A 21,302-nucleotide genomic window follows, 5' to 3' on the forward strand; every position below is an offset into this window, starting at 1 on the left:
ACTGAATTTGCCTCTGTTGTAAGCTTGAAGCGAATGTTATTCATCGCTTATCTCTTTTAGTTTTTTAATAGTATCTTGATCTTTTAGCCATACATCCATAGAACCAAAACAATATGTTACAGCTTCATTTTCATCGCCAAATCCATAATAGTCCGGTAAATATTCAGGCAATTCATTTTCCTTGAGTAAATATTTCACTACATACGGATTTGCATTTTTGGCTTTTATGTATTTTTTTAAGATTTTTGTGTCGCTTTCTCGCTTTTTTATAGAAAGTAATAGATCGCTAAACAGCATAAAAGCAGTTCCTTCTTGATACTCTTTTAGTAATTCCGTTACTTTGTCCAACTGATTTTGATCTATAAACCAATTGATCAAAGTGTATCGTAGGCCCTGATTATCATTCGGATTTAATTGTAATAACTCTTCATATATTTGTATCGCTTCATCCTTTTTCTCATTATTCCATAATAATTGCCCGTATCCTGCAGAAAGCCGCATAAAGGGTCTTGTTTCAAATATTTCCCAGAAATCTCCTCTATTTTCTGAAAAGAACTTCTCCCCATATTTTTTTCTGAATACTTCTATTCCTTTTTTGTAATACTCATTTTTCTTTTTATATGATGTATACTCTGCTGCCAGAATGCAATATGCATCTGCACAGTTTGGATCAAGTTCAAGTGCTTTTTCTGCTAATCGTTTTCTTTGTGCGGATGAATCACAGTCCCATGCATCATAAACGATATCTTGAGCTTTTTGCTCATTATTTTGTTCAAATTCAAATGGAAAGTCAGGGAAATCTAAGATATCAGTCATTTGCTTATCCTCCTATATATTCTATTCTTATGCATAAGAATAAGTCTTTATTTCTTCAAACTGCGGTGCAAGTTTTTATTTTGTATTGTCTATTATCCTTATAAACAAGTTCTGTTTCTTTATCCGCAACACTCTTTATCGTATTGGTATTATAACCGTATTATGTGTATGTGTCAAAGCGCAGTCGTGATAAAATCAAACTGAGCAAATAGCTCTTCAATTTTGGTAACAATTCTTTGTTGCTCAGCAAGCGGGGGGAGAGGAATGAGAAAATCATTTATTTGAGCAAGAATAATACGTTTTAACGCAGAACCTTTTGCATCCTTTTTCATTTTGTTTTGTAATAAATCAGATATTAAAATATATGCTAGAAACCAAGAAAAAATTTCATTTGAAGGTTTGATAAGAGCAACACTCGATAACATACTAAAAGGGTAATTTAACTTATTAACAGCAACTTCTCCAATAGTTCCGTCTTTAGTTAATAAGATATCATTCAACTCAGGTGAACATCTACTATAAATAGACTCATGTATTTCTTTAGAAATATACGTTGCATCATCTAAACAAATGTCTAGATTTTTTATATTCTTTGCTGTGATATAAAGAAAGTCCCCTGAAGCGCTATTCGATGGTGAATTATGCGTACCATCAGTAATTGGTTTTCTGCATACTTCGGGCAGTCTACACCACGCCCAGCCCTCCGGCACGGCAAACGGGATTTCGTCTTCGATATCCTTTATCCGGCCGTCTGCGAACTTCTCATAGTGTCTGTTATCATCACCGAAAAAAATATACGAATCATTTTTACCGCGTTTCAGTTCACCGGAAGCGATTTTTTTCTCTTTTTCTGCACGGATTTTTTCAAGGAGTATGGCTGCACTCTCATCGGCCGGATCTTGCTTTACCAGCTTTCCGTGAATTGCGAGGTCTAATATTTTTTGACGTAATGCATTTGTGTTCACGTTATAATCTCCCTGTAACAGCCATTATCAGCTGCCGCTCATTTCAAGCGAGGTTTTATATTCTTCTATCTGCTCGCTCAAATTCCGTATATGATGCGAAAACATAAAATGTAAGAACTCCGCAGGATCATCTTTGTCTTGTGAAGAAGAAAGACTTTGAATATATTCTGCCCTATTTTCCTTTTTTATAATCAAAGGAATTATTCCAGCCTCATATTGGATAAAATTCATTAAAAGCCGGCTCATTCGTCCATTCCCGTCGGCCCAAGGATGAATGTGAACAAGTTTATAATGAGCGCGAAAGCTAAAAGCGTATTGAGCTTCTATATCTTTTTCTGCAATGCTTTTTCGTTCCGCATTGAGCCAACTACAAAATTCTTCCAGTTTTTGCGGAAGCTTCTGCCACGCCATATAGCTTTTTCCGCCTCGCCCTGCACTGACATTTACCAGTCTGAGTTCTCCTTTTGAGGAAGAAAATGTTCCGCCGATTGTATTGTATACAGTGCCGGTGTTTTTCATTACGATAGCTGAAAGTTCACAAAGGATTTCCGGTGTGAGTTGCGTATGCTGTTTTGCAAGTTCAAAACTTTTTTCGTATGCAGCTTTTAGGTCAAGATTCATAAGCTGTTCGTGAATCGGTTTACTTGCACTTATCCCTTCGTCAAAGAGAAGCTGATTTTCAATTTCCGTTACGGTAGAGCCTTCTATTGCCGTTGAATGCGTGATAATCGAATATAAATAGAATTTATCATAATCAAGCTGCTGAGAAATTTGCAGCTTGTTGTATTCCGTTATAACTTCTGAGAGTTTATTAAAGTTTTGTTCTTCGTTCCGATTTATCATTCTTCAATTCCTTCAATCAGTTTTGAAAGTTCAGTAACGGCAGCGGCAATATTTGCACTTTTGACTTGAATAGTTTGCATAAGCTCGGCAAGGGAACAGTCTACTGTATCGGAACCATCTTTTATCCAAGAAATATCCAGACCTGTTTTATCCCGCGCAAGCAGTTCATTGACGTGATATTTACGCCATCTGCCGTTCGGATTTTCGGGCGACCACGTTTCTTTGCGGTCTTCAAAATGTCCTGCACAGTAGCAGTTTACAAAGTCTTCAAGGTCGGAACGTTTAAGCGGTTTCGTTGCAAGTGTGTGTTTAATCCCTGTCCGGTAATCGTAATACCATGTCTCTTGTGTCGGGCTACCTTTTTCAAAGAACAGTACATTTGCTTTTACGCCGTTTGCGTAGAAAATACCGGTCGGCAAACGAAGAATCGTATGAAGATTAAAATCTTTTAGCAGTTTTTTGCGGAGAATTTCTCCGGCACCGTCTGCAAAAAGCACATTATCGGGAAGAACGATTCCGGCTCTTCCGCCGTCCTTTAACATGACCATCATGTGCTGTAAAAAATTTAACTGGTTGTTGCTTGTTGTTACAATCAAATCGGAACGCATGGTCGAAATATCGACGCTTCCTGCAGGCCGAGCGCCGAAAGGCGGATTTGCAAGAATTACATCTACAAGATGTTCGGGTTCGTGTTCCAAACTATCTTCACATTTAATCGGCGTGGTGTCCGCTCCAATGTCATGAAGATAAAGGTTCATAGAAGCCAACGTTACGACAAGAGGCGTAATGTCATTTCCCCTAAGGGCCTTCGTTTGTAAGAAATCCACTTTACTCTGTTCGTCGCTTTGTTTGCGCATATAATCATAGGCAGCGAGCAAGAACCCTCCGGTTCCGCATGCCGGGTCGGCAACGGTCTCCATAATCTTCGGCTGAACAACATCAACCATAGCATTAATCAAGGGGCGCGGCGTAAAGTACTGCCCTGCTCCTGATTTTTTATCCTGTCCGTTTTTTTCAAGAATACTTTCGTAAATTGCGCCTTTTAGGTCTCCGTCCATACTGAACCAGTTTTCTTCATCAATCATTCCAATCAGTTTTTTAAGAAGAGCCGGTTTTGCAATTTTATTTTGCGCTTCCGTAAAAATTGCGCCGATAAGTCCGTCTGTTGCCTGTAAAATTTCCAGAATCTTTTCATATTTTGCAAGCTGATCTGGCCCATCCAGTTGAACGATATCTTTCCATTTACTTCCGTCCGGAAGTGCACTGCCTAAACCGTATGATTCTTTTTCAAAATCCATTTTTAGAAATAAGAGATATGTCAGCTGAATAATATAATCAGTAAATCCGATACCGGCTGCCGCAAGAACGTCTGCCATGTTCCAAACTTTTTTCGTAAGCGCCTGTTCCGGTTTTGCTTGTGTTGCTTCTTTTTTTGCCATTTTTATGCTGCCTTTCCGTAGAATAAGTATTTTGAGATTGTCTGCATTTCCGCATTTAGTTTGTCGGCTCCGAAGATTGGAACGGCTTTTACAAACAAATCATGTTTTGAATTGTTTAATTCAATATTCGTGATACAGCCATTTTGTACAATGTATTCCGCAATCTGCCGCACAATTTCAATTTGTTCCGGCGTAAATTTGCGCCAAGCCTGTCCGCAATAAAGGTTGAAATAACTGCCGAATCGTCTTTTAAGGGACACAAGTTCATCATCCAACTTATATCCGTATCTTACCAGTTGAATAAGATTGGTAAAAACGCCCAGTTCCGTTTCTCTGTTTAAAGGTTTTACTTTTCCGCTTTCTCCGTCCAGTGTTTGATAGCACATCCATAAGAATTCCGCCTTGAACAGGTTATTATACGCAATCAGTTTCTTTTCCAAATCTTTAAGCATCGTATACGTGATGGCGATTTTTTCCTGATTATAAAGAATTCTTAATGCTTCAATTTCATCTTTATTGTCATCAAGATAGGTTTCAAATGTAACGATATATTCTTTTGCCTGTTCTTTTGAAAATCCTGCATACAATAACGTATCCTGTTTTTCAAGGGCAATTTTAATAAATCCGGCATTGATTTCCAAAAGTTTTTTGCGGGCTTTTACCTTGTTTATGAGCGGGGAAATCAACATCTTTCTTTTCGTGTTCGGCTCGTTAATATCTTTGTAGGGGGGTAAACTGCAAGATCCGGGCATGATTGATTCAAAAATATTTACAGCCAATTGTTTTACGGTAATAGCGCCGAGTAAGTCATTAAGTTCGATAATATCTTCCGATTCGGCTTTTTTATTTACGCGTGAAAGATAACCTGCTAAAAGTTCCAAATTATTATCGGATAATTCTCCGTGTGCAAGATGTTCAAGAAGGTCTTTGAGCGGTAAGACTTTTTTTATATCGCCGCTTCCGCCCGGAGTCGGCATTGATTTTTCGTGTTCCGTTACGCCGACGGCATCCACAAGATAATAAAAGTCTTTTGAGGCCGCATTTGTGGTTACATTTCTTAGTTTATCATCGGCAAGCGTTCTGCATCCGCGTCCTTTCATCTGAGTGTAGAGAACTTCGGAATGTATATCGCGCATAAAAACAAGAATTTCCAAAGGCCTGATATCGGTGCCTGTTGCAACAAGCGTAACGGTAATTGCAATCCGAAAATCTTTATTATTCCTAAAATCGCTTATCAGTTGATTTGAATTTCCGGATTTACACGTAATCAACCGGGCATAATGTTCGGGGATTTCTCCGTTAGGAAATTCGTTTTTGAAAACTTTTTTGATTGCTTTCAATATGTCTTCTGCATGGCTTTCTGTTTTTGCAAAGAAAAGCGTTTTTGGAATCATAGTCCAATCTTTTTTTCTGTCCGGATACAGAGACTCATAGATAGAATCTTTATATGCTTGAACAACCGTTTCAATTTGTGCCGGAATCACGACACTTCTATCTATGTCCGTTTTGGTGAATTGCCGGTCTTCATGTTGTTTTTGTATTCTTCTTTTACCGCTCCAGTTGGAAACTTTTTTGATTTTTTCACCGTCTTTAATGGTGCCGCCACTTTCCGAGATTTCGGTTTTAATTCTATACACACGCGGAGGAACATTAACACCGTCGGCAATGGATTTTTCCAAAGTGTAATTTACTACCCGGTTTTTATTAAAAAACGCTTCAGCTTCAGGTGTCGGAGTTGCCGTCAGTCCGATGATTTTTGCATTATTGAAATAAGTAAGAACCTGCCGCCAATCTCCGTAAATCGAACGATGACATTCATCAATTATAATTACGTCAAAGAAATCCGGCGGTAAAAGTATGTTTCCGGTAAACTGAATTCGTTTTCCCGGTGCGTTTTCATCATTATCCATTTCTTCGTCATCGTCGGCATCGTTTATTTCTTGCCCCGTGAGCACTGCAAAAAGCCGTTGAATCGTTGAAATGACGACACTTGCATTTCCTATTTTTTCAACGCTTTTAAGACGATGAACAATATATTCATCGGAAAAAGGATTACCTGTTTCCGTAAGTTTATAGGTGCCGAACTCGCCTTCGGCTTGCTTCCCAAGATTGTTACGATCCACAAGGAAAAGGACCCGCTTTGCGGATGTATAATTCAAAAGACGATACGCAGCGGTACAGGCGGTAAATGTTTTTCCGGCACCCGTAGCTAAAACGATAAGTGCCTTTTTGAATCCCTGCTTAAATGAAAGTTCCAGCTTCGTGATTGCTTCAAATTGACATTCCCTTAAACCTTTTGCCCCTACAGACGGGACGGAAGGAAGTTTTGCATATTCCGAATCAATGTCGCCGCCTGCCAATTTAACAATATCTTTCGGAGTGAGCATTTTTTTAAGAACTTTATAACTCGGTTTTTCGTCGTGCATATCCTTAAAGAGCAAAGTCTCGCCGTTTGAAAGAAAAATAAACGGAAGCGGAGTTTTCCATGCCCGTATCCAATCGGGCAGAATATTTCCGTAATTTTGCGCTTGTTCTGCAACTTCAAGGCCTAAATGATTTTCTTTTCTTTTTGCTTCAAGAACCCCTATAGCCTTTCCGTCAAGATAAAGAATGTAATCGGCTTCTTTATTGCCTTTTAAGATATTTTCACGGACGGCTTGCGCATTTATCGCTTCGGGAACAAACTCATCCCGGTTGACTACCGTCCAGCCGGCATCTTCAAGATATGCATCTATATAAACACGCGCTTTTTGCTCAGGCAATAGGTTGTCATATCTGAAATTATGATTGTTCTTGTATTCCGTCATAAATATATCCTAATGTTCTCATATCCCAAAACTATAGGAACAATTATAACACTATTTTAGTTATTTTAATAGTACCTTATAATGGTTAAAAGGCTGCCGCTGAATTGCCGCAGCGTCTTTTAGTTTCGGGGATGTTTCAAAAGCTTGTTACTTTTTCATCATCCTTTGCTAGACTTAAACTGCACTTTAAGGTAATATACCGGTAGAAGATAGGAGCCGTTTATGATAAAAATTCTAAAAATAGAAAACAAAGACGAAAAAGCAAAAATTGTCGAAGAAGTTTTGACTGATTTACCGGAATGGTTCGGCTTGCCTGAAAGCACAAAAGAGTATATCAATGATTCAAAAGAATTGGATTTATGGGCAGCAAAAGAAAATGATAAAATTATCGGGTTTATAACATTAACCGAATCAAGCCCTGATTGTGCTGATGTGCATTGTATGGGAGTAAAAAAAATATATCACAATAAGGGAATCGGCACATTATTATTTAATGAGCTGAAAAAATTTGCTTCAACTAAATATGATTATATACAGGTAAAAACGGTGGATGAAGGACACTATAAAGAATATGACCAAACAATAGCCTTTTATAAAAAACAAGGATTTAAAAAATTAGAAGTTTTTCCCACACTTTGGGATGAGTGGAATCCATGTTTGATAATGATCCAAAAATTATAAAAATGCAACTGTCTGATAGTCTAACAGATTGATAATTTACAAAGGAGCTTCACCGCATGTATATAACCGATAACGAAACAAAAAAGGCCCTACTTATTTTTACCGATATATTTTCAGGGCCGGCTTCAAGCTCTTATATAAGCCGCTCCTCCTTACAGGAAAAAAGTGCAGATGCTCTAAAAGAAATAGAAGAAAAGGAGCTGCAAAGCCTCGTTGAAACTATCTTTTTAAAACCCATATCCTCCCTCCGTTTTAGAATAGCAAAAGAAAACCCTGCAACTCTTGTAGGTTCGGGGCAACTTGAAAAAATTGCTCAAGCGATCGAAGAAGAAGGAGCCGACCTTGTTGTCTTTAACAGTGCTGTAAGTCCCCGTATTCAGCGAAACCTTGAAGCAGCCCTTAACACCTGCGTTATAGACCGCTCCGAGGTTATTATCCAAATATTTGCGGACAGGGCTCAAACAAGGGAGGCCGTATTGCAGGCTGAACTCGCCCGTTTAGAATATTCTATGCCCCGCCTTACCAGAAGATGGACAAGCCTTGCCCAGCAAAGAGGTGGGGCAAAAGGAACTAGAGGCGCTTCCAGAGGTGCGGGCGAAAAAAAACTTGAGCTTGACAGAAGGCGCTTAAAAACCGAAATTGCCAAGCTCAAAAAACAGGTAGAGCGGGTAAGACTTCAACGGAGTGAACAGCGTAAAACCCGCTTAAACGGAGATAAAAAAATAGGAGCTATCGTAGGCTACACAAATGCCGGAAAATCCTCCCTTTTAAAAAAACTTTCGGGAGCGGAAGTATTTACCGAAGACAAGCTTTTTGCAACCCTTGATGCCGAAACCAGAAAAGTTTTTTTACAAAAGGGCGACAAAAATATTCAAATTCTATTGACCGACACCGTAGGCTTTGTAAGTAATCTGCCTCACCAGTTGATTAATGCCTTCCGCTCGACCTTGGAAGAAGCAGCCCTTGCAGATTTTTTAATCATAGTATGCGATGCAGCCCATCCTGCAATGCCGGAATGTCTTGAAGTAACAAAAAAAGTCTTAGACGAGCTTTCTTGCAGTGGTAAGCCCTCTATAATTGCTATAAACAAAATGGATGAAGTTTTTGATGAGACCCAAATACTGAGCTTAAAAGAGCGATACCCCGAAGCCGTAGAAATTTCGGTTAAGACGGGCGAGGGTCTTGAAGGTTTAAAGGAAAAAATAGCCGATATAATTATTTTTGATAAATAACAAGATATTCTTAAAATACCCTTGACATACTATTCATTTTATTGATATAATCAGCACATATTGATGGGGATATAGCTCAATTGGTAGAGCGCTTGCATGGCATGCAAGAGGTCAGGGGTTCAATTCCCCTTATCTCCAATGTTTAAAGTTATTAGTCTTTTCCGACTTATTGGTTTAATTAAGGTGGTTTAATCGGTGGATTCGACAACTGAAATAGATCTTGATGAACTTCTCAAAGATGTAGTAATGCCTTCAGGTGATACGTCAGTGCAGCCTCCTCCGGTTTCTTCCGGTTTTGACTTTGATGTAGGTCAAAGAGCTCCATTTCCGGATATTAAAACAGGCGGGTTAAGCAAAGATACGATGTTTTCCATGGCTCCTGAAGCAAGAGGAGAAGCAAAGCGGGATCCGAGCGAACCTGATCTTACCTTAACGCATTTTGAAAAAGTTGAAAAGTTTTTTTCCGATACCCCCCATACATTATTTGATACTGCAGAGTTTTACAAGGCTGTTCTAAAAGGCGAAGGCGAAAATGCTCAGCGTCTTCATACTTCCCTTACCAAATTTTTGACGACTACTGACCCTAAAGACCGAACCGTATTCAGGCAACAAGTCGAATCGGCCTATTGGAATCTTGTTTCCGATATGGTCATGAAAATAGCCTCAGGAAAAGCTTCAAAAGAAAAACAATATGCAGTAAGATTCGGCCTTGTACTTCCTACGCTTTTAACCACAGAACAAAAAGATATGTTTGCAAAAGTAATAGATGAAAATAAATATTGTGAGGCAGTCTATTATTTAGATGAGTGGTTTAGGGAGATCGGAATAGGAAAAATCAACCCTTCTGCAACAGATGAAGTTAAAATTTCAAAAAGAGACGATAATTCAAGATTTAATCAGCTTTTAGAAAAGGCAAAGGGAAAACTCCAAACTGCAGATAATTTGCTGAGAGCAAAATCGGAAGAAATCAGCCGCTATGAAGACTCAATAAAACAGCAAATTGACAGCATGTTCTCTCATGATATGCTGGCCAATTTTTCCAATGTAAAATCGCCTTATTCCGAATCACAAAAACAGCAAATCACGCAAATAAATGACAGACTGAAAAAACTGCTCAATTTCGACAAAGAATTACAAAGCTGTATTTCCGATTATAAAGAAGCCGATGCAGATGTACGCAGCTTGAGAGAAAAAGCTGATGCTTCAGGAGGAATCACGACCAATATGTCGGGGGCCGAAGGAGAATTCGATACCGTTAAGCAGATGGCTAAGATGACCTGCGGACGCAAAGGTAATCATTTTCCTATTTTGTCAAGAGAATATTTTAGGTGCTCATCAAAGGAGATGGGAACCAGAGAGAATATCTTGCGTGAAATGAAATGGCTTGAGGATATAGATGTGCAAGCCTATTGCAGACAATATAAAAATCAATTAAACCGGCTTCCTCCATTTGTCATATTGGTTCCGACGTACGGCGATATAGGCTTTTGCTGGGAGCCTTTTGACCGCTATAATAGGGTTACAAGTAGAGGCAGAATAGTAATCCCGATGTATCCTAAAAGTCTTAAAGTTTCCCTCTTAATGGCTACTGCAGATTTACGCTGGCAGGTTGCAAAAGAAAAAGCTTCCTACTATTGGATGGAAGAAGGCTTGACCGGCAATTATTATCAATGGTTCCAAAACCAAAAACTAAAAGGCGATATAAAGGAATATTTTATTCAGGATTATATAACTTGGATGATAAAAGAAAGCGAAGGCATCCAAAAATTAGACAAGGAAGTTAGAGAAGTATTTTGGCGGTACATGCCCTTTTCTGATTCGATTAAGGCAAAACTTAAAGACAGAGCCTTGGTATATCAAGAGCTTTGTCAAAGAGACTTAAACCGCCAGATGTCGGATGGGTACTAGATTATGAAAAAACAATTATTTTTATTTGGTAGTAAATTATGCCCCGATTGCGGGCCTGCAAAGGAATATTTAGAAAGAAAAGGAGTAAAGTTCCGCTATTTTGACATTACTGAAGACTTAGGCTATCTAAAGTTTTTGTTAAAATATCGGGACGAAAGAGCTGAATTTGCTCAGCTCAAAAAGGAGGGGAAGATCGGCATCCCATGCTTGATGGTTGGAGACGGCGAAAAGTTTATATTCGACATTGAAGAAGCAGACCTATCAAAATGGTCTTAGCGCTGACCAACCTTCTTGCTCTAAGTCAGGTATCTTAAGCCGATTGGTATTTAGGTTGATCCTAAATACAATCTCGCAGGACGTGTAAATACACGCCCTGCTTTTTTTATGTAAATTATTACTTTAATACGGTTAAGGGATTAATAAGTTTTCCGTCTTTATATACGGAAAAATGAACATGAGGGCCTGTAGACCTTCCCGTACTTCCTACAGTTCCGATAATACTGCCCTGATTTAGAATTTGACCGCGCTTTACTTTTATTGTATGCATGTGCCCGTACATTGACTGATAACCGCCCGAATGAGTAACTATGACATAATTACCGTAAACGGCAGAATAGCCTGTATAAGAAACCGTACCATCGAGAGTCAGCTTAATAGGTGTTCCCGTAGGGGATGCAATATCGATGCCTGTGTGAAAACTTTTTCTTCCGGTAAAAGGATCCCTCCTGTACCCAAACGGCGAAGTAAGCCGTCCAATCACAGGATAAATAAAAAGCTCGCCCAAGGCCTTTTTAAGCTCGAAGGAGCTCATCGCTGCTCCCGGAATAAAAAGTTTTTGTCCTACAGTTACCGTCTGATTTTCAAGGTCATTTGCATCCAAGATTGCATTGATAGAAAGGTTAAATTTACCGGCAATAGAGCTCAGGGAATCGCCCTTTACGGCCGTATAAATAAGCCCGTCAATCGAAGGAATAATCAGCTTTTGCCCAATCCTTAACTTCTTTGCACTGCTTATTCCGTTTACTGAAAGAAGGGTTCCTAAATTTTTAAGACCGAATTTTTGAATAATACCGCTTACCGTATCCCCTTTTGAAACCATATATTCTTCAAAATCGACGGCAGTAATAAAATCCGGTACATCCGCAGGGGAAAAAGAGGTACCTTCTGCAGCTTCTGAATGAGGAAGATCATTTTCCTTCGCAATCTCGGAAGAAGGCATGGTATATTGACGCATTGCATTTATCGAAGAAGGCTCTTCCCAAAATGAGATAGCTCTTATTGATGAAAGCCCCCAATTCAACTTTAAAATCGGAAAATAAAAAAATAGGAATCCTGCAGTGAGCATGGCTAAGAGCCCGAAAACAATCAAAGATTCATCCCTAGAGCTAAGCTTGCTCTTATTCACAGTATTCGGCTTTCTATATCTATTGCTATGATACAATCCATTGTTATGATGCACTGCATCCGAATAAGTTATGATATCCATATCCAGAATATCGGCATAAAAAAATATGGTTTTAGGCTAAATTAAATAGGAAAAGGCTTAAAACTTATAAAAGTCTTAAGCCTTTTGTTAAAAACTATGCTGAGATAAAGCTTATCTCAACATACCGTACAAGTTTTTTGGGTTTTCCAAAACGGGAACAAGTTCTTGAGGAATGCCGACATTTTCATCCTTTGCTATATCGTACATCAAGCGAAGAATTGAAAAATCTTCAAGGGCAAAACCTACAGAATCAAAAATAGTAATTTCATCCGGCTTGCGGTTTATGGGTTTACCTGTTTTGATTACATTCCAAATTTCGGTAACTTTAAACTTATCATCCATGTGCTGAATTTCGCCCTCGATTCGGCTCTGAGGTTCAAATTCTACATAAACGTCTCCCATAAAAAGAACCTTTGAATCAAGCTCGGTTTTTCCGGGGCAGTCGCCACCTACGCCGTTTATGTGCATACCGGGCTCAACCATATCGGGGGTAATAATAATGGCATTTTTCTTATCGGCCGTAATTGTCGTGATAATATCGACCCCTTTACAAGCCTCTTTTGTGCTGCTGCATTTGATAAGCTTTAAGCCCTTTACATCTTTAAGATTATCCATGAGTTTGTCTGTTGCAGCAGGATCAACATCATAGCAATAAATTTCTTCTACCCCCAAAATATGATGAAAACCGAGAGCTTGGAATTCGCTTTGGCAGCCGTTTCCTATTAAGGCCATTTTTTTGGGATTAGGTTTTGCAAGATACTTTGCAGCCATTACCGAAGTTGCGGCAGTTCTAACCGCCGTTGTCAAAGTCAATTCACTCAAAAGAAGAGGAAATCCCGTGCAAACTTCAGCTAAAACTCCGATAGCCATAACAGTTAAAAAATTGTGCTTTGGGTTTTCGGGATGACCGTTTACGTATTTAAAAGAATAGGTTTTGGAGTCTCCTATCGGCATGAGCTCAATAACCCCGACAGGACTGTGATGAGCCATCCTTGGAACCTTGTCAAAGTCATTCCATCTTTTATAATCTTCTTCCAAATAAGGAACAAGCCGTTTGATAACCGTTTCGGCACCGACAGATTTAAGATACTTTGCCATTGTAGGCAAATCAATATACTTCGTTTTCAACATAAACCTCCATGTGTTGATTATATACTACTATGCTAACGCATTTTATAGCTTTTGTCCACCAAAAAATGCTGAAATATGCTGAAAAATGCCGAATTTTAAAAATAAGCTTTTAACCTTGTTTTTAGCAGTAGTAGACGTCAATCCTCAATAAAGGCGTATTTTAGATTATAGGTTCCCGGATAAAACTGTTTAACTCCTTTTAATTTTGTTTGCATAAAGATATTATAGGTTTGGTTTGCGTAAGGAGCAATACAAGATTCTTCTGCCAATAAAATCATTTCCGCTTTTTTAAAAAGTTCCAGCTTTTCGTTAAAATCGGAGCTTTTTTTTGCCCGCAGAACCAAATCGGTGTACTCATTATTTTCCCAGCCTATCGGAACAATTTTATTTCCGGGTAAAAAAATGTCCAAATATCTGGCGGGTGTATCAATACCGCCGCCCCATGATTTAAAACCGACTTGATAGTCCAAGCTCTTATTCCGTTTTTTAAAGACCGTTCCCTCGATTTTATCAAGCTCTACATTTACTCCCAGAACATTTGAAAGCCTGTTTTGTAAATATTCATTAAATTTAGAGCTTTCATTTGAAGGGAACATTATCGAAATTGTTATCTTTGAAGGGTCATCTCCAAGTCCCAATTCTTTTAAACCCTCAATAAAATGAGCCTTAGGATTAGAAACTTTTTTTATCAATTCCTGAATCGGCTCGCCCGCAAGGTTGCGGTAATTTTTACCTTCAAGCTCGGTAGCGATCGAAACAAAACCGTAGGCCGGTTTATAAATATCGTCAAAGAGGTCTGTACAAATTTCTTTGCGGTCAAGACTTGCCGAAAGAGCTTGTCGAATTTTTTTGTTTGAAAACAGCTTGTCTTTTTGGTTCATAAAGATATATTGAACGCGGCTGTCAACTCCGTTTATTTCGCCAAAGCGGTTTTCTTTTTTCAGCTTATTTATCCAGCTTATGGAATAAGCATTTGCAATATCGATGCTGCCGTTTAAAAGCTCACCGAGGGCGGCATTTTCTTCATTTATTATTTTAAATGTAAGAGCATCTATTTTTACATTTTTAGCATTCCAAAATTTTTCGTTTTTAACAAGCTCAATCTTGCTGTTATGCACCCAAGTCTTTACTTTAAAAGCTCCGCTGCAAATTATTTTTTCGGCCTCACTGCCGTAGGATAGCCCGAATTCTTTTATAATATCTTCCCTTTGCGGAGGAATTTTTGCGGCAAATTCATGAAGATTTTTTATGGGATTTTCGGTTACGATTTGAAGAGTTTTTTCATCAAGAGCCTTTATTCCTATTTCGGAATAGTCCAGCTTACCCTTTAAAATATCTTGAGCATTTTTAATATAGTCGTAATACATTGCCATAGGTGAAGCAGATTCGGCATTGATGATACGGCGAATACTGTAAACAAAGTCTTCAGCCCTTATCTTTACGCCGTCAGACCAATAGGCTTCGCGTAAGTTAAAAGTCCACTCCGTATAATCGGCATTATGAGTCCAAGATTCGGCTAGGGCCGGAAGAATTTTTATCTCCCCATTATCTTCAGTTAAAATATCGGTCAAATTTTCGTTTATATAGTCCAATATTATAAAAGAGTACCTGTCTGAAGCCTTTGCAGCATCCAAAATACTCGGTTCCGCACCCAATGAAGCCGTAACGGTTTTAGGCTCGCCAATTTTCTTATTGCTGTTGCAGGCAAAAAAAAGCAGCACCAGTGCTGCCGACAAAAAGAATTTTCTACCTTTCATATATAAACCTCGGCTGACAATATAACAAATTTTAAATAATTCTTCCAGCAGGCAATAGCATTTTTTAAGATACCTTGAAAAAAATAATTTACCGGTGTATTATTTAGATAGATCTAATGTAGGTTATGGCGATGGACAACTGACTGCTTTTTAGGAAGAAAAGAATTATGCTAAGAAAAATTATAAATGTTTTTAGAAAAAATAATTTCAATATTTATATTGGAAAAGTATATAAAGATATTCACGGAATTACTGCGAATTATTATTTTACAAATTCAATTAAACAAATACCAAATAAAGATTTTATTGGATTACCAAATAGTACAATTAGAAACCTAATGTTTGCAGTTCGCTTATTAAAAGACAATAAAGAAACAGAAGTAAGAATATTTGATGGAGAATATGTATTAATTCTTCTTAAAAAAAAGAAAGATATTTATATTTATTATCAATGGAAGTATTTTATAAATAAAATTAATGATAATTTTATAGAAATGAAAAATAGATCTGATAAAAAGAAATTATTTTATAAGGGAAAGTATTTAGACTTTATAAAAAAAATATACAATATTTCATTAGATATAAAGGAAAAATTTGAAAAATATGGTATATGTTCAGATGCAGAATTTGAATTATATCAACAAATTCCAGTATTAGAAAAACATATAAAAAAAGTAGAGAAATCTTTCAAAGATTATTAAGGAAGATTTTAAGAAGCAAGTCGAGCTTGCTTCCTAAATAAGAAATATTTTTGCCATAACACCCGCTTCAACCTGACATTGCAGACGAGCCGCAAATACAGGTTAGGCGAATGTTAGATTGACAAGCTAACCTCTTGCGGGAAAGGCTTGTGCAGAATTAATTTTATAGGAATTTATAAAATAACCTATGATATAGAAATGATTTTATTATATATACTTGACAATATATTCTTATAAATGTATATTATGCTTATGGGGAAAACAATTATAAGTAAAGATAATCGTTTTGAATGGGATGAAGAGAAAAATAGTGCTAATATTGAAAAGCATGGGATAGCTTTTGAAGAAATATTGGAAGTATTTGACGATCCTGCATTTTTAATAGGATATGATTTTGAGCATTCCGAAAAAGAAGATAGATATTATGGTATTGGAAATTTGAATGGGATATTGATAGTTCTGGTCTTTTTTACTGAGAAGAAGAACAGAATACGGTTGATATCTGCACGGCAAGCAGAAAAAGAATTGAGGGAGGAATATTATGATTACTTCAAAAAAATTAACAGCTGAAAGATTGGAAGAAATAAAAAATTATCCTATATCGTATGATGAGGATAGTCCAAAACTGACAAAGAAACAAATTGCAAGATTAAGACCGGCTCATGAAGCATATTGGAATGTAACACCCATTAAAAAAACAATTTCTATAAAAATAGATGCAGATATTCTTGCTGTGCTTCAGTCTTTAGGTAAAGGCTATCAAACAAGAATAAATAGTATTTTACGGGAAGCAATTACTACAGGTAATTATTAATCTAACACCCGCTTCAACATGACATTGCGTACAATCTTTGTTGCAGGTTAAATGGTAGTTATGTAGATGCCCTAATTGGTGCACTTTGGTAATGGAAAAAATGAAAAATAAATTTAATGCAAGACTTGTAATGGCTATGTACTCCCAAAAAAGCGGTAAACATGATCATTGTGAATTTTGTCGGACAAAGTTCGGTTATAGCGGTGGACTTGAAAGAGGATATGCGACAAAAGACCGTTATCTCTGGATTTGCGAAAAATGTTTTGAAGACTTTAAAGATATGTTTAACTTCAAAGTAATCCAAAATAAAAAATAAGGTGTATAACAAATGGCAATAACAATGATAACAACTCTTATGCTGATGGTGTTTTATTTTCTTTTGTTGTATGGAGGAGTGGCTTTTGTTCAAAACAAGAAGTTTTTTTCTTCAGCCCCCAAAGAGGTTTATGATGCTGTTCCTGACCGAAAAGAAAGATTTCACGGTGCACATATAATCGGTTGGATTATAATTGCAATTGCTTTTCTTATCCTTTTTGGTGCATTTATACTTGGAGCATGGGACGGAATTCATAATAATTTTAATTTTATTGAATTTTTCATAAGATTTTTAATTATGCTTTACGGAATGGAAACTTTCGATATTGTGTTTTTCGATTGGGTTCTTCTCTGTCATTCAAATTTCTTTCCTCATTTTTATCCGGAAGTTAAGGATATCGTAGGACCGCATTTATTTGGATATAATTGGAAAACACATGTTATGCATTACATTATATATATTCCGATTTGCACCGCACTAGCGTGGGTATGTACTTTGTTTTAGGAAGCTCATTTGTTATGGAAAAAGAATTTATACTGATTATATTTGAAGGTGTTTTGAATCAACAACCCCGACGCAGAGCATCGGGGTATGTGTTCTCATAAGGTGGTTGCAGTCGGCTTTAATACCCTTCGTTACGACGCAAGCGTCGGGGTATTAAACCCTCCGCACGAATAAAGTTATATTTTATTATAGGGAGATGATTTTTTTTATAAAATATTGTATACTGTGAGAAATAGATAGGGGGTGCTTATGTCGGAATTAGCTTTTAAACAACTTTCAGCACAAGTTGATATGCTTTCTTATGCTGAGAGAATCAAATTACTTGATAAAATAGTACGGACTTTACATACACCTATAAAAACTCATAAAAGAGAATTCTCAGACTTTAATGCGGCTTTTGGCTTGTGGAAAGACAGGCCTCTTTCTATTGAGGAAATAAGACGCAAGGCTTGGGGGCGTTCTTAATGATTTATCTTTGCGATACTTGCGTTCTTATAGACTACCTTCGTGGAAAAACTGAAGTTCAGCAAAAACTGCAGCAAGACAAAGGATTAGGTTTGGGATTGCCATTGTATACTACGAATATCAAGGATTTTCACTTTATGCCTGATTTGGGTTTAGTGTAGATTAAGAGTATAAAAAATGGAATGACAAAACCAATCCAAAATTATAAAGTGTATAAGTTTTAATATATACGACTCAAACACTTAAGATTGCATTCAATTTTTGTTAGATAGGTGTTTTCTTATTGAAAGCATGATATAATGGAATCGATTAGGAGGCTGATATGTCTGATATTGCTTATTCCTATTTTAATCAGTTGGACACTCTTGAATTACCGGACTTAGAAATACTTTCTAAAAGGATAAGTACATTAATTTTTTATAAAAAAAAGACTAATGCTTCATCAATTGAAAGCGGATTGTCTTTTTTTGATAGTATAAAAGGCAGTGTAAAACGTGAAATAGACACAGCAAAAGAACTTTCTGAAGCACTGGATGAAAAATATGCGTATTCTCATTTATACGAACATAATTCTTGACCTTGTACAAGACAGGGAACCTTATTCTGAAAATGCTTCAAGAATAATTAATTCTTGCATTACAGGAGAAAATAGAGGTGCCCTCCAACATATATTTTCAAAAGTTATTCATTGAACGACAAAGATAAAATTGTATAATGACTTTATGAAGCATTTTTCTAAATTTACAGTATTATTAACTACTATAAGTAGAAAATTTTATGAATTTATTATATAATAGAATCGTATAGGAGGTCATATATGCCTTACACAGTTTTAGAAAAAGAAATTGCAACGCTTCCTCATGCTGCAATAAGTGAAGTTGTTGATTTTATCCGCTTGATAAAATTGAAATTTCCTGAGGAGGATGCTGTTTCTGAAAAAAAATCTCTTTTTGGCGTTTGGAAAAATGAACCTTTTTATATGTCTCCGGATTTTGATGAACCTCTCGAAGATTTTTTAGAGTATATGTAATGAAGTATTTGCTCGACACTCATACAATTCTTTGGTATTTATTCGGAAATGATCGATTGTCAAAAAATGCTAAAGATATCATTGAATCTAATATTTGTTTTTACAGTTATGCCTCATTTTGGGAGATTTCAATAAAACAAAGTAAGAAAAAATTGGAATTTGCTCATACTATATATGAAATAGATGAGATGTGTAGACGAGCAGGATTTAGAAAACTTCCGATTACACTTGATGATTTCAACAGAATTCGAAATCTGCCGTTTCAAGATAATGTAAGACATAATGACCCATTTGATAGAATTTTAATCTCGCAAGCACTTGAAAATGATTTAACAATCATAACTACGGACGAAAATATTCCGTTATATGATGTAAAAACTATTTGGTAAAATCAATAAAACCTAACACCCGCTTCAACCTGACATTGCGGACGAGCCGCATTGCGATTTAAAACAATGTTAGATAGGTGTTTTTTTATTGAAAGTATGATATAATGGAATCGATTAGGAGGCTGATATGTCTGATATTGCTTATTCCTATTTTAATCAGTTGGACACTCTTGAATTACCGGACTTAGAAATACTTTCTAAAAGGATAAATACATTAATTTTTTATAAAAAAAAGACTACTGCTTCATCAATTGAAAGCGGATTGTCTTTTTTTGATAGTATAAAAGGCAGTGTAAAACGTGAAATAGACACGGCAAAAGAACTTTCTGAAGCACTGGATGAAAAATATGCGTATTCTCATTTATACGAACATAATTCTTGACCTTGTACAAGACAGGGAACCTTATTCTGAAAATGCTTCAAGAATAATTAATTCTTGCATTACAGGAGAAAATAGAGGGTATATTTCATCTCATTCATTGGTCGATTTATTTTTCATCTTACGAAAAGATAAGACAGTAGAAGAAAGAAAAGCATTAATTTTAAACTTATGTAAATTTTTCACTATAATTCCAGAAGAATTTTTGAAATTATAAGGATATAATCTAACCCCGCACCTCAACCTGACATTATGGACAAACCGCAAATACAGGTTAGGCGAATGTTAGCTTGATGGCTTCGCCGCTTATGAGGCGCGTAAGAATTGAACTATTTTGATAGGGTAAAATATGTATGAGGAAAAAACTATTAGACATGGGCTAATAATTTTAATTCAATTCGAGGCACTGCCACGCTGACGGCTCTTGCAACTACGAAACGCAGTAACGGTTCGGCAGGGCAAACGTTACCATACATCTGACATTAAACTCGCTTTTTTTATTGACAAAATACAAAAATTATAGTTATAATATAATTATGAAAATAAGATTTGAATGGGATTTTGAAAAAGCGGAAATAAATTTAAAAAAACATAAAGTTTCTTTTGAAGAAGCTGAAAGTGTTTTTTACGATCCCAATGCAATTTTAATATCAGATCCGGAACATTCGGATGAAGAGGACAGATTTATTATTTTAGGAGTAAGTAATAAATCAAAAATACTAGTTGTATGTCATTGCTACCGAGTGAATGATGAAGTTATAAGAATAATTTCTGCAAGAAAAGCAACAACCAATGAAAAGAAGCAATATGGAGGAGATAAAAATGAGAGAAGAATATGATTTTTCAAATGCAACAAAAAATCCATATATTGGAAAACTATCAAAACAACAAATAACAATTAAACTTGATGATACTGTGATTGAATATTTTAAGAATATGTCCGAAGAAACAGGAATGCCATATCAAAATATTATCAATTACTATTTGCTTGATTGTGTGAAAAACAAGAAACATTTACAGGTTTCTTTTGCAAAATAAAAAACATACACTCGCTTCAAAGCCGACATTGCGGACAAGCCTTGTTTCAGGTTAAGTGAATTTTAGATAAATAACCCATAGAAATGGAAAGGTATAAGAATGAAAAAATTATTTTTAATATTATTAGTTTTAATTATAAGTATTCCATGTTTCTCGAAAGTGATAAATAAAGATTATTTTCCAAAAAATAATGAAATTGATAAGCAATATGAAATAGATATGCAGAGTTGGGTTACTAATTATGAATGGCAGAGCATTATTGGAAAATATGTATCTATTTGGGAAAAGCAAATGTATTTGGAAATGGAAAGATTGATCTCAATTATTCCAGAGTTTGAAGAGGAAATAAGACAAAATCAAAAAAAATGGGAAGAAACGCTAAAACAAGATTTTAAATTAATAGCTGAAAATGTTGATTTTAATAAAATAGGGAGAGAAGTGTATATTGGTGAATATTGTGCTGAAAGAATAGAACTGTATAAAAATAAAGCAATGTATTATTTATGCCTTTATTATACAATAAAAGACCAAATATCAGAAAATACTTTATATACCGATATTAAACTAGCAAAATAAACATTGCCTTATCGGTAAAATATAG

Annotated in this window: 26 protein-coding genes and 1 tRNA gene; 19 read left to right on the plus strand and 8 right to left on the minus strand. The window is 36.3% G+C overall.

The annotated features are described in order from the left end of the window. Positions 1-36 precede the first annotated feature (36 nt). The 5 genes from HO345_RS09780 to HO345_RS09800 all read right to left on the minus strand — a co-directional run bounded on the left by HO345_RS09780 (position 37) and on the right by HO345_RS09800 (position 6,870). Positions 37-816: a tetratricopeptide repeat protein gene (locus HO345_RS09780; RefSeq protein WP_253682750.1), complete on the minus strand. Its 780-nt coding sequence runs from the start codon at positions 814-816 to the stop codon at positions 37-39. Positions 817-989: 173 nt separating this feature from the next. Continuing rightward, on the minus strand, positions 990-1,781 hold the full coding sequence (locus tag HO345_RS09785) for a restriction endonuclease subunit S (protein ID WP_253682751.1): 792 nt from the start codon (positions 1,779-1,781) through the stop codon (positions 990-992). 27 nt (positions 1,782-1,808) lie between these two features. Beyond that, positions 1,809-2,624 carry a Fic family protein gene (locus HO345_RS09790; protein ID WP_253682752.1) on the minus strand — a complete coding sequence of 272 codons (816 nt, stop codon included), beginning with the start codon at positions 2,622-2,624 and terminating at the stop codon, positions 1,809-1,811. After that, the gene (locus HO345_RS09795; protein WP_253682753.1) at positions 2,621-4,063 is read right to left on the minus strand and encodes a type I restriction-modification system subunit M; all 1,443 of its coding nucleotides are present in this window, start codon (positions 4,061-4,063) and stop codon (positions 2,621-2,623) included. Before HO345_RS09795 ends, HO345_RS09790 begins: the two co-directional genes overlap by 4 nt. A 2-nt stretch (positions 4,064-4,065) precedes the next feature. Continuing rightward, on the minus strand, positions 4,066-6,870 hold the full coding sequence (locus HO345_RS09800) for a type I restriction endonuclease subunit R (protein ID WP_253682754.1): 2,805 nt from the start codon (positions 6,868-6,870) through the stop codon (positions 4,066-4,068). A 222-nt stretch (positions 6,871-7,092) separates the two neighbouring features. Here HO345_RS09800 and HO345_RS09805 point away from each other — a divergent pair, with 222 nt between their 5' ends. The 5 genes from HO345_RS09805 (at position 7,093) to HO345_RS09825 (ending at position 10,967) form a co-directional block, all read left to right on the plus strand. After that, positions 7,093-7,551: a GNAT family N-acetyltransferase gene (locus tag HO345_RS09805; RefSeq protein WP_253682755.1), complete on the plus strand. Its 459-nt coding sequence runs from the start codon at positions 7,093-7,095 to the stop codon at positions 7,549-7,551. Between the two features lie 56 nt (positions 7,552-7,607). Further along, the gene (gene hflX / locus HO345_RS09810) at positions 7,608-8,783 is read left to right on the plus strand and encodes a GTPase HflX (protein WP_253682756.1); all 1,176 of its coding nucleotides are present in this window, start codon (positions 7,608-7,610) and stop codon (positions 8,781-8,783) included. Between the two features lie 65 nt (positions 8,784-8,848). After that, positions 8,849-8,921, plus strand: a tRNA-Ala gene (locus HO345_RS09815). A gap of 57 nt (positions 8,922-8,978) precedes the next feature. Continuing rightward, a complete protein-coding gene (locus HO345_RS09820) occupies positions 8,979-10,691 on the plus strand; it encodes a DUF8510 domain-containing protein (protein WP_253682757.1) in 1,713 nt (570 codons plus the stop codon). A 3-nt stretch (positions 10,692-10,694) separates the two neighbouring features. Beyond that, a complete protein-coding gene (locus tag HO345_RS09825; RefSeq protein ID WP_253682758.1) occupies positions 10,695-10,967 on the plus strand; it encodes a glutaredoxin domain-containing protein in 273 nt (90 codons plus the stop codon). 118 nt (positions 10,968-11,085) lie between these two features. Here the strand turns inward: HO345_RS09825 and HO345_RS09830 are convergent, their stop codons facing one another. From HO345_RS09830 to HO345_RS09840, 3 genes are all read right to left on the minus strand, one after another. Next, on the minus strand, positions 11,086-12,177 hold the full coding sequence (locus tag HO345_RS09830) for a peptidoglycan DD-metalloendopeptidase family protein (RefSeq protein WP_253682759.1): 1,092 nt from the start codon (positions 12,175-12,177) through the stop codon (positions 11,086-11,088). A gap of 111 nt (positions 12,178-12,288) precedes the next feature. Continuing rightward, complete coding sequence (gene ocd, locus HO345_RS09835) at positions 12,289-13,308, minus strand: ornithine cyclodeaminase (RefSeq protein WP_253682760.1); 1,020 nt, start codon at positions 13,306-13,308, stop codon at positions 12,289-12,291. Positions 13,309-13,445: 137 nt separating this feature from the next. After that, entirely contained in the window at positions 13,446-15,065 is a 1,620-nt protein-coding gene (locus tag HO345_RS09840) for a peptide ABC transporter substrate-binding protein (protein ID WP_253682761.1), read from the minus strand. Positions 15,066-15,232: 167 nt separating this feature from the next. Between HO345_RS09840 and HO345_RS09845 the strand changes: the two genes are divergently transcribed. The 14 genes from HO345_RS09845 to HO345_RS09905 all read left to right on the plus strand — a co-directional run bounded on the left by HO345_RS09845 (position 15,233) and on the right by HO345_RS09905 (position 21,277). After that, positions 15,233-15,766 carry a hypothetical protein gene (locus HO345_RS09845; protein WP_253681365.1) on the plus strand — a complete coding sequence of 178 codons (534 nt, stop codon included), beginning with the start codon at positions 15,233-15,235 and terminating at the stop codon, positions 15,764-15,766. Positions 15,767-16,003: 237 nt separating this feature from the next. Beyond that, positions 16,004-16,336: a BrnT family toxin gene (locus tag HO345_RS09850; protein ID WP_253682762.1), complete on the plus strand. Its 333-nt coding sequence runs from the start codon at positions 16,004-16,006 to the stop codon at positions 16,334-16,336. After that, positions 16,308-16,580 (plus strand): BrnA antitoxin family protein, encoded by a 273-nt coding sequence (locus HO345_RS09855; protein WP_249689221.1) that lies wholly within the window; start codon positions 16,308-16,310, stop codon positions 16,578-16,580. Before HO345_RS09850 ends, HO345_RS09855 begins: the two co-directional genes overlap by 29 nt. Positions 16,581-16,671: 91 nt before the next feature. Beyond that, positions 16,672-16,896, plus strand: coding sequence for a hypothetical protein (locus HO345_RS09860; protein WP_253682763.1), 225 nt, complete (start codon positions 16,672-16,674; stop codon positions 16,894-16,896). 12 nt (positions 16,897-16,908) lie between these two features. Next, positions 16,909-17,400 carry a hypothetical protein gene (locus tag HO345_RS09865; RefSeq protein ID WP_253682764.1) on the plus strand — a complete coding sequence of 164 codons (492 nt, stop codon included), beginning with the start codon at positions 16,909-16,911 and terminating at the stop codon, positions 17,398-17,400. A gap of 249 nt (positions 17,401-17,649) precedes the next feature. Continuing rightward, positions 17,650-17,865, plus strand: coding sequence for a hypothetical protein (locus tag HO345_RS09870; protein WP_253682765.1), 216 nt, complete (start codon positions 17,650-17,652; stop codon positions 17,863-17,865). 322 nt (positions 17,866-18,187) lie between these two features. Continuing rightward, the gene (locus HO345_RS09875; protein ID WP_253682766.1) at positions 18,188-18,442 is read left to right on the plus strand and encodes a hypothetical protein; all 255 of its coding nucleotides are present in this window, start codon (positions 18,188-18,190) and stop codon (positions 18,440-18,442) included. Between the two features lie 240 nt (positions 18,443-18,682). Next, entirely contained in the window at positions 18,683-18,895 is a 213-nt protein-coding gene (locus HO345_RS09880) for a DUF2281 domain-containing protein (protein ID WP_010698210.1), read from the plus strand. Further along, positions 18,895-19,284 (plus strand): type II toxin-antitoxin system VapC family toxin, encoded by a 390-nt coding sequence (locus HO345_RS09885; protein ID WP_016512100.1) that lies wholly within the window; start codon positions 18,895-18,897, stop codon positions 19,282-19,284. The genes HO345_RS09880 and HO345_RS09885 overlap by 1 nt, the downstream gene beginning before the upstream one ends. Positions 19,285-19,411: 127 nt before the next feature. Next, complete coding sequence (locus tag HO345_RS09890; RefSeq protein ID WP_253682767.1) at positions 19,412-19,666, plus strand: hypothetical protein; 255 nt, start codon at positions 19,412-19,414, stop codon at positions 19,664-19,666. Beyond that, complete coding sequence (locus tag HO345_RS13150) at positions 19,632-19,880, plus strand: type II toxin-antitoxin system VapC family toxin (protein ID WP_366796672.1); 249 nt, start codon at positions 19,632-19,634, stop codon at positions 19,878-19,880. Before HO345_RS09890 ends, HO345_RS13150 begins: the two co-directional genes overlap by 35 nt. 319 nt (positions 19,881-20,199) lie before the next feature. Next, entirely contained in the window at positions 20,200-20,502 is a 303-nt protein-coding gene (locus HO345_RS09895) for a BrnT family toxin (RefSeq protein ID WP_010693105.1), read from the plus strand. Then, on the plus strand, positions 20,486-20,701 hold the full coding sequence (locus HO345_RS09900) for a BrnA antitoxin family protein (RefSeq protein ID WP_010693108.1): 216 nt from the start codon (positions 20,486-20,488) through the stop codon (positions 20,699-20,701). Before HO345_RS09895 ends, HO345_RS09900 begins: the two co-directional genes overlap by 17 nt. Positions 20,702-20,800: 99 nt before the next feature. Beyond that, complete coding sequence (locus HO345_RS09905) at positions 20,801-21,277, plus strand: hypothetical protein (RefSeq protein WP_253682768.1); 477 nt, start codon at positions 20,801-20,803, stop codon at positions 21,275-21,277. Positions 21,278-21,302: the final 25 nt, after the last annotated feature.

Source organism: Treponema denticola, from assembly GCF_024181645.1.
GTDB lineage: Bacteria > Spirochaetota > Spirochaetia > Treponematales > Treponemataceae > Treponema_B > Treponema_B denticola_A.

What these genes read in the sequence shown, in the direction of transcription:
- HO345_RS09895 (WP_010693105.1), top strand. Translation starts at nt 20,200, where the DNA reads ATGAAAATAAGATTTGAATGGGATTTTGAAAAAGCGGAAATAAATTTA.
- HO345_RS09830 (WP_253682759.1), bottom strand. Translation starts at nt 12,177, where the DNA reads ATGGATATCATAACTTATTCGGATGCAGTGCATCATAACAATGGATTG.
- HO345_RS09875 (WP_253682766.1), top strand. Translation starts at nt 18,188, where the DNA reads ATGTCTGATATTGCTTATTCCTATTTTAATCAGTTGGACACTCTTGAA.
- HO345_RS09880 (WP_010698210.1), top strand. Translation starts at nt 18,683, where the DNA reads ATGCCTTACACAGTTTTAGAAAAAGAAATTGCAACGCTTCCTCATGCT.
- HO345_RS09890 (WP_253682767.1), top strand. Translation starts at nt 19,412, where the DNA reads ATGTCTGATATTGCTTATTCCTATTTTAATCAGTTGGACACTCTTGAA.
- HO345_RS09840 (WP_253682761.1), bottom strand. Translation starts at nt 15,065, where the DNA reads ATGAAAGGTAGAAAATTCTTTTTGTCGGCAGCACTGGTGCTGCTTTTT.
- HO345_RS09905 (WP_253682768.1), top strand. Translation starts at nt 20,801, where the DNA reads ATGAAAAAATTATTTTTAATATTATTAGTTTTAATTATAAGTATTCCA.
- HO345_RS09850 (WP_253682762.1), top strand. Translation starts at nt 16,004, where the DNA reads ATGTATATTATGCTTATGGGGAAAACAATTATAAGTAAAGATAATCGT.
- HO345_RS09865 (WP_253682764.1), top strand. Translation starts at nt 16,909, where the DNA reads ATGGCAATAACAATGATAACAACTCTTATGCTGATGGTGTTTTATTTT.
- ocd (WP_253682760.1), bottom strand. Translation starts at nt 13,308, where the DNA reads ATGTTGAAAACGAAGTATATTGATTTGCCTACAATGGCAAAGTATCTT.
- HO345_RS09845 (WP_253681365.1), top strand. Translation starts at nt 15,233, where the DNA reads ATGCTAAGAAAAATTATAAATGTTTTTAGAAAAAATAATTTCAATATT.
- HO345_RS09825 (WP_253682758.1), top strand. Translation starts at nt 10,695, where the DNA reads ATGAAAAAACAATTATTTTTATTTGGTAGTAAATTATGCCCCGATTGC.
- HO345_RS09885 (WP_016512100.1), top strand. Translation starts at nt 18,895, where the DNA reads ATGAAGTATTTGCTCGACACTCATACAATTCTTTGGTATTTATTCGGA.
- HO345_RS09795 (WP_253682753.1), bottom strand. Translation starts at nt 4,063, where the DNA reads ATGGCAAAAAAAGAAGCAACACAAGCAAAACCGGAACAGGCGCTTACG.
- HO345_RS13150 (WP_366796672.1), top strand. Translation starts at nt 19,632, where the DNA reads ATGCGTATTCTCATTTATACGAACATAATTCTTGACCTTGTACAAGAC.
- HO345_RS09860 (WP_253682763.1), top strand. Translation starts at nt 16,672, where the DNA reads ATGGAAAAAATGAAAAATAAATTTAATGCAAGACTTGTAATGGCTATG.
- HO345_RS09870 (WP_253682765.1), top strand. Translation starts at nt 17,650, where the DNA reads ATGTCGGAATTAGCTTTTAAACAACTTTCAGCACAAGTTGATATGCTT.
- HO345_RS09855 (WP_249689221.1), top strand. Translation starts at nt 16,308, where the DNA reads ATGATTACTTCAAAAAAATTAACAGCTGAAAGATTGGAAGAAATAAAA.
- HO345_RS09800 (WP_253682754.1), bottom strand. Translation starts at nt 6,870, where the DNA reads ATGACGGAATACAAGAACAATCATAATTTCAGATATGACAACCTATTG.
- HO345_RS09805 (WP_253682755.1), top strand. Translation starts at nt 7,093, where the DNA reads ATGATAAAAATTCTAAAAATAGAAAACAAAGACGAAAAAGCAAAAATT.
- HO345_RS09900 (WP_010693108.1), top strand. Translation starts at nt 20,486, where the DNA reads ATGAGAGAAGAATATGATTTTTCAAATGCAACAAAAAATCCATATATT.
- HO345_RS09780 (WP_253682750.1), bottom strand. Translation starts at nt 816, where the DNA reads ATGACTGATATCTTAGATTTCCCTGACTTTCCATTTGAATTTGAACAA.
- HO345_RS09790 (WP_253682752.1), bottom strand. Translation starts at nt 2,624, where the DNA reads ATGATAAATCGGAACGAAGAACAAAACTTTAATAAACTCTCAGAAGTT.
- hflX (WP_253682756.1), top strand. Translation starts at nt 7,608, where the DNA reads ATGTATATAACCGATAACGAAACAAAAAAGGCCCTACTTATTTTTACC.